The organism is Algibacter sp. 2305UL17-15 (assembly GCF_040720935.1).
GTDB lineage: Bacteria > Bacteroidota > Bacteroidia > Flavobacteriales > Flavobacteriaceae > Jejuia.
Map to the genome: position 1 here is coordinate 170,646 of NZ_JBFDAE010000008.1, position 11,290 is coordinate 181,935.

The following is an 11,290-nucleotide window of genomic DNA, read 5'->3' on the forward strand; positions in this document are numbered from 1 at the left end:
GAAATGCTAACATCCCTAACCATAAAAAACTACGCTTTAATTGACCATCTTCAGGTTGATTTCAATGACGGTTTTACTATTATTACTGGCGAAACAGGAGCTGGTAAATCTATTTTATTAGGAGGGTTGTCTTTAATTTTAGGAAAGCGGGCAGACTTAAGCAGTTTAAAAGACACAGCCAAGAAGTGTATTATTGAAGCTATTTTTAATGTTTCAAATTATAATTTAAAATCACTTTTTGAGGCAGAAGATTTAGATTATGAAACGCAAACCATCATTAGAAGAGAAATTTTACCTTCGGGAAAATCAAGAGCTTTTGTGAACGATTCGCCTGTAAATTTAAATAGTCTGCAATTACTTGGAGAACGCCTGATTGATATTCATTCGCAGCACCAAACCTTGCAATTAACAACAAACGATTTTCAATTTCAAGTGATTGACGCATTGGCGAATATAAATGGAGAACTCAAAGATTACACAACTCATTTAAAAGGTTATAAAACACTTAAAACAGAGTTGAAAGACTTACAGGATTTAAAGTCAGAAGCCATAAAAGAACACGATTACAATTCTTTTTTATTAAATGAATTGGCAGAAGCGAATTTAAAAGAAGGCGAAGTAGAAGCTCTGGAAGAAGAATACGAAACGCTCAACAATATTGAAGACATTAAAGAACGTTTCTCTGAAGCACATGCATTATTAAGTGATGAACAGGTTGGCGCTATTACAACACTTACGAATTTAAAAAACAATCTTCAAAAGCTTTCAAATCTATCCTCAAAATATGAAGGTTTATATGAAAGAGTCAATAGCAGTTTAATTGAAATTGATGATATTTTTAATGAAGTTGATGAATTACAAGAGAGAATTGAAGCCGATCCAAACCGATTGGAAACCGTAAATTCTAAATTACAAACGCTTCATAATTTACTGCAAAAACATCAGGTATCAGAAGTTTCTGAATTAATCGAAATCAGAGAGCAGTTAACTGAAAAAGTTGAAATATCTGAAAATCTAGACGAGACCATCCACCATAAAGAAAAAGAAATTTCAGATGAGGAAAAGCAATTAAATAGCATTTCTAAAATCATTCATACTAAAAGAAGTAAAGCAATTCCTGATTTAAAAAAGCAGTTACAGGCTATTTTATCAGATTTAGGAATGCCGAATGCCCAATTTAAAATAGATTTAATTTCCACGAATACTTATTTTTCAAACGGAACAGATGAGTTATCGTTTTTGTTTTCAGCAAATAAAGGCGGGAGTTTTAATGCATTGAAAAAAGCAGCTTCAGGAGGAGAATTATCCAGAATTATGTTGGCGATTAAGCTGGTGTTGTCTAATTACATTCAACTGCCAAGTATCATGTTTGATGAAATAGATACAGGGGTTTCTGGCGAAATATCAAATAAAATGGGCGATATCATGCTGCAAATGAGCAAGAACATGCAAGTATTTTCGATAACGCATTTACCGCAAATTGCAGCCAAGGGACATTCGCACTTTAAAGTATATAAGGAGGATGTGGATCATGTAACGCAGACTAATTTGGTGAAGCTAGATCATGACGGTCGTATTGTGGAAATTGCACAAATGTTGGGCGGTTCAGACTTGTCTTCTTCGGCAATTGCGCATGCTAAAGAACTACTTAATTAAAAAACTTTCCGATTAAAGTTGAAAGTTTAGTATTTTTGATTTATAAAATTTAACGATAACTAACTAAAAAAGGTATGGCATACAATTTACTAAAAGGAAAAAGGGGAATCATTTTCGGAGCTTTAGATTCTAATTCCATTGCTTGGAAAACAGCAGAACGTGTACATGAAGAAGGCGGAACATTTGTTTTAACCAATGCACCAGTTGCTATGCGAATGGGGCAAATAAATGAGCTGGCCGAAAAAACAGGCTCGCAAATTATTCCTGCGGATGCCACATCAGAGGAAGATTTACAGAATTTGGTTGAACAATCTATGGAAATTTTAGGTGGAAAAATCGATTTTGTACTACACTCTATTGGGATGTCTATAAACGTTAGAAAAGGAAACCATTATACAGACCAAAATTATGCGTGGACACAAAAAGGAACTGATGTTTCTGCAATGTCCTTTCATAAAGTCATGCAAACGCTTTATAAAAAAGATGCCATGAACGAGTGGGGAAGCATTGTGGCATTAACCTATATGGCTGCACAACGCGTATTTCCTGATTATAACGATATGGCAGATAATAAGGCTTATTTAGAAAGTATTGCCCGTAGTTTTGGGTATTTCTTCGGAAGAGATAAAAAAGTACGCGTAAATACAATTTCCCAATCGCCGACTCCAACCACAGCTGGTAGCGGTGTAAAAGGCTTTGATGGTTTTATTTCTTATGCCGAAAAAATGTCACCTCTTGGTAATGCTACGGCTTTGGATTGTGCAAATTATACCGTGACTTTATTTAGTGATTTAACAAAAAGGGTGACGTTACAAAACTTGTATAATGATGGTGGTTTTAGTAACATGGGCGTAAGTGATGCCGTTATGAGTACCTTTACAGGGGAAGAATAAAATTCATTTAGATTTGATAAATCTCAGACCTGACAGGTTATTAAAACCTGTCAGGTCTTTTTAATTTAGCGGTGGCTTTTTTGTTACTTTTGTGTTATGCAATTACAGTTTTCATTTATCATTCCAGTTTTTAATCGTCCCGACGAGATTGATGAACTTTTGCACAGTTTTAAAGGACTAAATACGAATTTAAGCTATGAAATTGTTATTGTTGAAGATGGTTCTACTGAAACTTCAGAAGCTGTAATTAGTAACTATAAAGATGATTTAAACATATCTTATTTCTTTAAGAAAAATACAGGCCCCGGAGATTCTAGAAACTACGGGATGCAACATGCCAAGGGCAACTATTTTATAATTTTAGACAGCGATGTTATTTTACCTGAAAACTATTTATATGAAGTAGATAAAAGCCTTAAAAGCGATTATGTAGATTGCTTTGGCGGACCCGATGCGGCGCACGAATCGTTTAGTGATTTACAGAAAGCAATTAATTTTTCTATGACGTCATTTATTACAACTGGAGGCATAAGGGGACATAAAAACGCTTTGGATAAATTTCAACCAAGAAGTTTTAACATGGGAATTTCTAAAAAAGCATTTTTGGCCTCAAAAGGTTTTGGACAAATCCATCCTGGGGAAGACCCAGATTTATCGATTCGACTGTGGAATTTAGGTTTTAGAACAAAACTCATTCCAGAAGCTATAGTGTTTCATAAACGCCGTATTTCTTGGAAAAAATTTTACCAACAAGTACATAAGTTTGGACTGGTGCGTCCAATTTTAAATAAGTGGCATCCAAGCACAAAAAAAATAACGTATTGGTTTCCATTGCTTTTTAGTATCGGATTTGTAATTTCAGCAGTATTAGCAATTTTTAATATCATGTTGCCAATTGCTGCATACGGATTGTATTTTTGTATCGCTTTTATTTTAGCCTTGATAAATACTAAAAGTATAGGTGTTTCAATTTTAGCATTGGGAGCAATCGTCATTCAATTTTTTGGCTATGGCTATGGATTTTTAAAGTCCACTATTGCAATTCAACTTTTAAATAAAAAACCAGAAACGCATTTTCCTAAATTATTCTTTAAATTAAAATGATAAAAAAGCTAAAAACAGAATTATTGACTTCAATTAAAAACAAAAGGCTTAACGTTTTTTTGTTGTTTCTGTTTTCTGCATTTGTTATTTTAATTTTCACAAAACTATCAAAAGACTACACCAATACACTTACGTTCAATATTAAAAAAATAAATGTGCCTCAAGAAAAGGTCATCTTGAACGACTCTAACAATAAATTAGAACTCACTCTTAAAACACACGGTTTCAAATGGTTGAAATACTATTTTACGAAACCAGAAATTACGATAGATTTTTCAAAAGAAGTTTCTAAATTAAAAGGGGCGTACGTTTATACCAAACCCGTTTCATATTTAAACGAGAAAAAGCAATTTCAGAATCAAATTAAACTTTTAAATGTTAGTCCTGATACGCTCGTATTTAAATATGATACCAACATGGTAAAGAAAATACCAGTTTTGGCAAATACAGATATCACTTTTGCACCGGGATTTGATGTTTTAAGACATTATAGAACAGATCCAGATTCTGTAGTAGTTGTAGGCCCTCATGAATTGGTGCAAGAATTGGAAGTTTTAGAAACAGAATTAGTCACTTTAAAAGATATTAAAAAGAATATTTCACAAACAGTAAAACTTGTGCTTCCAGAAAATCAAAAGAATTTAAAGTTTTCGGTTAAAGAAGTTGAACTTATTGCAGACGTGGAAAAATTTACCGAGGGCACAGTTAAAATACCTGTTGATATTATTAATTTACCGGACAGTTTGTCGATAAAATATTTTCCGAAGGAAATAAAAGTATCCTATTATACGAGTTTGAGCCATTTTAATTCGATTTCATCAAATGATTTTAAAGTTGTCTGCGATTTCAAAAAAGTAAGTAATAATCAATCTAATTTAATTCCAGAAATCACTAGGTTTCCAGAAAATGTAAAACGCATAAAGTTGAGTCAGCAACACATAGAATTTATAATACTAAAATGATTATTGTAGGTCTTACAGGCGGTATTGGTAGTGGGAAAACTACAGTAGCAAAAGAGTTTCAATCTTTAGGAATTCCTGTATATATTGCTGATGTTGAGGCTAAAAAATTGATGAATCGCTCTAAAGTGATAAAGCGAAAATTAATAGCATTATTTGGGGATAAAGCTTATATAGAGGGCAAATTGAATAGACCATTTATTGCGAATATTATTTTTAATGACACTTCATATTTGTCGAAAATGAATGGTATCGTCCATCCAAAAGTTGCGAGACATTTTGAAAAATGGGTCGCAAAACAAGATGCACCATATGTCATCAAAGAAGTGGCTATTTTGTTTGAAAATGGAGGCGATAAACAATGCGATTTTACCATTATAGTGACCGCTCCGAAATCTCTCCGAATTAAACGACTTTTAAAACGTGATAACACTTCAGAAGAAAAGATAAAATCGATCATGAAGAACCAATGGAGCGATGCTAAAAAAGTGGCCCTTTCCGATTTTGTGATTTCAAATAAAACGCTTGAAAAAACAAAGCTTCAAGTGTTGGATATCCATCAACAAATACTTTCCAAGACACAATAAATTGTTTATTTCCACATTTTTGTTAATGTAAGGTTAAATGCTAAGTTGACTAAATGTTAAAATGTTAAATTTGACTAATGAGCAAAAAAGTTTTCGTTCTATTGATAATTTTAATGAGTCTATCTCTAATAGGAATCATTTTTGTTCAGGCATATTTTATTAGTGGTGCTGTTGAAAATGAAAAAGATAGGTTTCGATTTAATGTCAATAAAGCATTAAGTTATGTATCCAATACTATTGAGCAAGAGGAATTCGACACCTATTTTGAGAGTCTTCAAAGCCTTGATAATGAAAAAATAAAAGATACAGCTGCGATATCTGAACTTTTTATATATCGTCGTAATAATAGTACAAAAGAAACATTTATTTATAATAGTAATGTTTTGGAAGAAAACTATAAGTTGTCTTCATCGCTCTTTGACATTGGTTTAGATAGTTTAAATATAAAGGATATCATTGCCAATTCTGAAATGCAGGTTATAAAAGGTAACGATAATACTGATAAAGATTTGACGAGGGCTCCTATTTTAAATATGGTTAATAGTGGCCGTTTAAAAGACGCTGAAAGAAGTTATTTTTATAAAAACCTAAGAGCATTTACAAAGACAATTCCTGTACACAAAAGGGTTTCTAAAGATGATATCTCAAAATTATTGTCGATGAAATTGAAAGAAAATAATATCGATATTGATTTTGAGTTTGCCATTTACAGCAGGGATTTAGCAACAAAGGTGTATAGTGATGGGTTTGAAAAGGATGATAAATTAACCTTTAGCATCCCTGTGTTCTATGATGAAAATAATCGGAGCAATTATAAGCTACTGGTAAATTTTCCAAACGACCACAGGTTTATTCTGTCTTCAATAATTGGGATGATTTTATTATCGGTTGTGTTTACTTTAATTATAATTTTAGCATATTCAAGTGCTTTGTTCCAATTGGTAAAACAGCGTAAAATTGCACAGATCAAAACAGATTTTATCAATAATATGACACATGAATTTAAAACGCCCATTGCTACAATTAATTTAGCTTTAGACGCCATTAAAAACCCAAAGATCATTGATGATAAAACTAAAGTGATTCGTTATCTCAACATGATTAAGGAAGAGAATAAGAGGATGCACGCCCAGGTTGAAAACGTATTAAGAATATCTAAACTAGAAAGGAACGAACTAAATATAAGTAAGGAAAGAGTGGAACTTCACGACTTAATTGAAGATGCTATTACGCATGTTGAGTTGCTTGTTGAAGATAGACAAGGGTATATCAAAACCCATTTTGATGCTGAAAAATCATCGGTATTGGCAAATGAAACGCACTTTACAAATGTTATAGTAAATATACTGGATAATGCTATAAAGTATTCTCCAGAAGCACCAAAAATAGATGTTTTTACGGAAAATGCAGGCACGAATATTTTGTTGAAAATTCAAGATCAGGGGAGTGGTATGAGTAAAACAGCTGTTAAACGGGTTTTTGAAAAATTTTATAGAGAACATACAGGAAACATACATAATGTAAAGGGCCATGGTTTAGGCCTGGCATATGTAAAGCGTATTGTAGATGACCATCAAGGTTTTATATCAGTAGAAAGTGAAAAAGGAAAAGGGAGTGTTTTTACAATAAAACTGCCTTTAATATCATAAAATTATGGAAGAACAAAACAAGAAAATTTTATTAGTAGAGGACGATCCAAATTTCGGAACAGTTCTCAGGGATTATTTAATGATGAATGATTATGATGTAGTGCATGCCAAAAATGGTATGGAAGGCTTTGAGAAGTTCAAGAAAGACGATTACGATTTATGCATTCTTGATGTCATGATGCCCTATAAAGACGGGTTTACCTTAGCAAAGGAAATTCGTGAAAAAAATACAGACGTACCTATCGTTTTCCTTACAGCGAAAGCCATGAAAGAAGACGTTTTAAAAGGGTACAAGGTTGGCGCGGACGATTATTTAAACAAACCTTTTGATAGCGAGGTGTTATTGATGAAAATAAAAGCTATCATACAACGAAAAGCAACTGAAACAATTTCGGATAGTAAACAGTTTGAATTTAAAATAGGTCGTTTTGATTTAAATTCTAAATTACGTTTTTTAAAATTTGACGGCGCAGACCCAATAAAATTATCTCCAAAGGAAAACGAATTATTGCGTTTATTGGCGTTACATGAAAACGACTTAATGCCTCGTGAATTAGCGTTAACCAAAATATGGAGAGACGATAACTATTTTACTTCGCGAAGTATGGATGTGTATATCGCTAAATTGCGTAAATATTTAAAACTAGATCCCCAAGTGGAAATTTTAAATATTCATGGCGAAGGTTTTAGATTGGTCGTGAATACTTAGAAACTTATTTCAGAATTTATTATAGATATTAAAAATCCAGCAAACGCTGGATTTTTTCTTTTGGTGCTACCCTAAAAAGGTCGGGCTTTAGTCGTCGATCTCTAGTTTAAATTAAAGAACTTTTTGCGAAATGCAAAAAAAGGGTTTCAAACACAACGAACTCACTTTTACGATGTGCTTAAAAGTTTTTATTTGTTATATACACAAGTTGTGCTGCGTTTTTAATTTAGAATGTTAAGTCATCACTTTCACTATCGACACTATTTTGTTTTTGAACATTCACTCCGTACCAGCCTGAAAGTTGTAAATAGCATCGTTCATCAATATCAGAATCTTTGGGTTTCCACCACCTTGCCAATGAAACTCTTATTAAAGTCCCACGGGGAATTACTGGAACTTTCGGCGCAAAACCAACATAAGGAAATCTTTTTGGTCGTATGAAATCATTTTGAGGTGGATAATTATAATGTTTTTCATCACTGTCCAATGTTAGGTCTTGGTCTGAAATCCAAAATCCAACACTATTCACAGGTAAATTATCTTTACAAATGTACCCACTACCTTTATTTGTCCAACCAAGTCTTCCGCTAAAAACTTGAGTTGGGGCGCCGTTGAAAATTCTAACACCGCAATTTTTTAAGTAGATAGATATATTGCCAATGTCTCTTAAATAATTTCTATTTTTAACTATAACGTCTTCTATATGAGGAGGTTCGGTACCTTCTCTATTGTAAAACTTAATATCCCAAACATCTCCTATATCTAAATCGGTATCTGCATATTGGTCCCAATTACCTGGATTCAGCAAACGAACAAATCGATTATTTGCCATGATTAAACCACCAACGCAAGCTACGTTCCCTTTATGGGTTTTAGAAGTGATTAATATTTCCATTATAGGTGGGTAATTTTATATCCGATTTTTTCAAGTTTATCCGTTACAATTGACCTATGGCAAGCCTCTGGTTTTTCCTCAACGCAGAATAAAACAACTCTACTTGCTCCAATTTTATCAAGTTTATCTATGAAAGAATCAAAGTCAAAATTTCCTAAAATCCTATCTTTATAAGCGATGGAAAAAATTTTGCCTAATTTATTTCTATCTTGTTTTAATTCTCCTTGCTGTGCATCTGCTTCTTTCTGTAAATCTCTAATTTCTGAAGTTGGTGCAAGTTCTAAAACGTGACCATATTTAATATCCAACTCATTGAGTTTTTCTTGTAAACGATTACTGTTTACAAAGGAATATTTTGCTCCTCTAACTCCTCTGCGTTGTCTTATGTCGCAAAAGGTATCGATATTGTTTTCCGTTAGTTTATTAAAGTATTCTGTTTCTGTCGAGTTGTAAACCCCTATGGTGAAAAATTCCATTTATTAATAGGATTTTCGAGAAGTAAAGTCAATTTCATCGCCAAATAAGTCAACTGTTCCCTTTCCTTTTGTTAATTCGTTCATTACTGATCGTTGAGATTTTATTCGTTTGGCTGAAACTATGTGATTTAATGAAACTTTTTCTTTGAGCAATTCTTGACCAATTAATTTGCTTCTATGGCATTCTTCTGGTTTTGATTCACTACACATTATTGCTAGATTTATTTTTTTGTCATTTGCTGTAGTAAGTCTCTTTAAACCTTCCCTGAAAAAATCTTTTTCTTTAATTAAGTCATAAACGACTTTACCGTCATAATCATAGCAACTTCTATCGGCTGGCAAACCACCTAAAGTTTCTCCGACAAAAACATAAGTTATTTGGTGCTTTTTTAATTCATTATCAAGTTGTGCTTGATTAAATTGGGGATTCCATTTAGAATATGGCTTTGACCTAATGTCAAGCAAAAAGTGAATATTAAAAGATTTCAGTTCTTCTATAAACGCCTCAATCTTTTTATTCCCGTGTCCTATTGAATATAGTGTTGACTTATTCATAATTACAAAGTTTCAAATTTTGCTCGATGTTTTTAAATGTACCACTACTTGTTATATAGTAACTTTTATTATTAATACCCCGTAAATATAATTAATATTTTTTACAGAAATACGTAAAAATTCCTAATAGTAAACGATCATGTTTTCAATAAGATGTTACAAAGAATACAGTCGAAATATTTTTATCCAGCTAAAAAGAATTAGAAGTTTAAAACGTACACTCAATCACTCACATTAAAGAAGTTTCAACTGTAATTGTCGTTTTCTTCATAATATTTTATTTATTCATTTATAGGGGTAATATCTAAATTAAATCATCTAATGTAGAATCATTGAAACCAGTTTGCTAGTGCTTGTTTGTAACGAGTACCCACAACTATATTTTAAACTATTTACTTTTAAAAATAGTTATATCATACATTTAATTTGAATATATATCGTTTGGACTTACTCAATACGGTACTCGTTACAAACGAGCACTAGCGATTTTTTTAAAGGGGTTATAATAGATAATCACTTATTATTATAAGTTGTTCTATCAAATTTAGCACGGTAATTTTCATTTTTTGAAACCACCTTGTTTTAATTTCTTTTGAAGGTGAAAAAGCTTCAGCAAACGTCATTAAACCAACTAAAACAGGAAAGATTGCAATTATTAACTAGATTCAACATATCTCTTAAAATTCCCAAGTATCGCCTGCCAACCTGCTCTTTGTTGTTCATCGGAATTTGTGCCTTCTGCTTCAAATGTTTCAGATAATTGCACTTCATCTCCCTCTTTTGTGAATTTAATTTCCACAATGCGTCCATCTGTCATTCTATAGGAAATGAATTCATTGTTAATGATGTTTATATATGTTCCTGTAAAATCAAACCCCATACTACCATCTTTAGCTTCCATTCTCCAAACGAAATTGCCATCTTTTTGTAAATCATTTGTCGCCGTTGGGCAGCACCATTCATCTGAAGCAAAGTTCCAATTTATAATATGTTTGGGTTCAGTCCAAAATTCCCAAACCTTTTCTATTGAAGCTTTAATTGTTGTTTCAACTGTAATTGTCATTTTCTTCATAATATGTAATTTATTCTAGTTGTTTGTGAGAGCCATCACAATTTGGCATTTTTTTGGAAAGTCCGCAAACGCAATCATTAATTCCTTTACCATCATAAATGCGTTCTTCATACTTTTCAATCCTTGAAGTTCTAGTTTTTGATTGTTTTGCACCTGAAAAATGTAAAAGATAACCACGTTGGCGCCCTTTTGTCAGATTCTCAAAAGCGGATTTAAATTCAGAATCTTCTTTAAACTTTTCTTCAAGTTCATCGGGATATTCGAGTGCATCATTCTTTTTTAAATCAACTTTAATTCCAGCTTTCTCTAATGCTATAGCTTCATAAATATAGCTTTTCAAAATAGGTTGAAGTTCATTAATTTCTTTGACGCTTTTAAAAGGAATTAGTTTTACAAATCTTGAATTTGGTCCTGGTCTTTTAAGAATATTTTCTGTGTCTTTTAAAAGCACACCTTTAAGGAAACTAAGTGTACAATAGTCTTTTAAGCCACCAATTAGCACGATATTTTTACCTTCAAAAGTATAACAAGGGTTTCGCCACTTGAAATCTTCTGTAAGTCCGCAGTCAAGAATTATGTGTCTCAAAGCTTCCAATTCTTTCTGCCATTTTTCAAGGTTTTCTAAATAGTCGTCAACTTTGGGGTTCATTATGATTTTAGTTTTTTTCAACTGAAACTGCGTGTAAAACGAAATTATCTAAAAATTCTTAAAAAGCAATAATTCCCCTTCAATTT

At 32.3% G+C, this 11,290-nt stretch carries 12 protein-coding genes; 7 read left to right on the forward strand and 5 right to left on the reverse strand.

The window, feature by feature from the left end:
- The first annotated feature begins 3 nt into the window (after positions 1–3).
- The 7 genes from recN to ABXQ82_RS10670 all read left to right on the forward strand — a co-directional run bounded on the left by recN (position 4) and on the right by ABXQ82_RS10670 (position 7,557).
- Positions 4–1,656, forward strand: coding sequence for a DNA repair protein RecN (gene recN, locus ABXQ82_RS10640; protein WP_367058974.1), 1,653 nt, complete (start codon positions 4–6; stop codon positions 1,654–1,656).
- 74 nt (positions 1,657–1,730) lie between these two features.
- Positions 1,731–2,549: an SDR family oxidoreductase gene (locus ABXQ82_RS10645; protein ID WP_367058977.1), complete on the forward strand. Its 819-nt coding sequence runs from the start codon at positions 1,731–1,733 to the stop codon at positions 2,547–2,549.
- A 96-nt stretch (positions 2,550–2,645) separates the two neighbouring features.
- Positions 2,646–3,653: a glycosyltransferase gene (locus tag ABXQ82_RS10650; protein WP_367058980.1), complete on the forward strand. Its 1,008-nt coding sequence runs from the start codon at positions 2,646–2,648 to the stop codon at positions 3,651–3,653.
- Entirely contained in the window at positions 3,650–4,615 is a 966-nt protein-coding gene (locus ABXQ82_RS10655) for a YbbR-like domain-containing protein (RefSeq protein WP_367058983.1), read from the forward strand. Before ABXQ82_RS10650 ends, ABXQ82_RS10655 begins: the two co-directional genes overlap by 4 nt.
- The gene (gene coaE, locus ABXQ82_RS10660) at positions 4,612–5,199 is read left to right on the forward strand and encodes a dephospho-CoA kinase (protein WP_367058986.1); all 588 of its coding nucleotides are present in this window, start codon (positions 4,612–4,614) and stop codon (positions 5,197–5,199) included. Before ABXQ82_RS10655 ends, coaE begins: the two co-directional genes overlap by 4 nt.
- Before the next feature lie 77 nt (positions 5,200–5,276).
- Entirely contained in the window at positions 5,277–6,848 is a 1,572-nt protein-coding gene (locus ABXQ82_RS10665; RefSeq protein ID WP_367058989.1) for a HAMP domain-containing sensor histidine kinase, read from the forward strand.
- A gap of 4 nt (positions 6,849–6,852) precedes the next feature.
- A complete protein-coding gene (locus ABXQ82_RS10670) occupies positions 6,853–7,557 on the forward strand; it encodes a response regulator transcription factor (protein ID WP_367058992.1) in 705 nt (234 codons plus the stop codon).
- 226 nt (positions 7,558–7,783) lie between these two features.
- Here the strand turns inward: ABXQ82_RS10670 and ABXQ82_RS10675 are convergent, their stop codons facing one another.
- The 5 genes from ABXQ82_RS10675 to ABXQ82_RS10695 form a co-directional block, all read right to left on the reverse strand.
- A complete protein-coding gene (locus ABXQ82_RS10675) occupies positions 7,784–8,452 on the reverse strand; it encodes a hypothetical protein (protein ID WP_367058994.1) in 669 nt (222 codons plus the stop codon).
- Positions 8,452–8,928 carry a DUF488 domain-containing protein gene (locus ABXQ82_RS10680; protein WP_367058997.1) on the reverse strand — a complete coding sequence of 159 codons (477 nt, stop codon included), beginning with the start codon at positions 8,926–8,928 and terminating at the stop codon, positions 8,452–8,454. The genes ABXQ82_RS10675 and ABXQ82_RS10680 overlap by 1 nt, the downstream gene beginning before the upstream one ends.
- 3 nt (positions 8,929–8,931) lie before the next feature.
- Positions 8,932–9,483 carry a DUF488 domain-containing protein gene (locus ABXQ82_RS10685; protein WP_367059000.1) on the reverse strand — a complete coding sequence of 184 codons (552 nt, stop codon included), beginning with the start codon at positions 9,481–9,483 and terminating at the stop codon, positions 8,932–8,934.
- Positions 9,484–10,138: 655 nt separating this feature from the next.
- A complete protein-coding gene (locus tag ABXQ82_RS10690) occupies positions 10,139–10,555 on the reverse strand; it encodes an SRPBCC family protein (RefSeq protein WP_367059003.1) in 417 nt (138 codons plus the stop codon).
- 10 nt (positions 10,556–10,565) lie between these two features.
- Positions 10,566–11,204: a YdeI/OmpD-associated family protein gene (locus ABXQ82_RS10695; protein ID WP_367059006.1), complete on the reverse strand. Its 639-nt coding sequence runs from the start codon at positions 11,202–11,204 to the stop codon at positions 10,566–10,568.
- Positions 11,205–11,290: the final 86 nt, after the last annotated feature.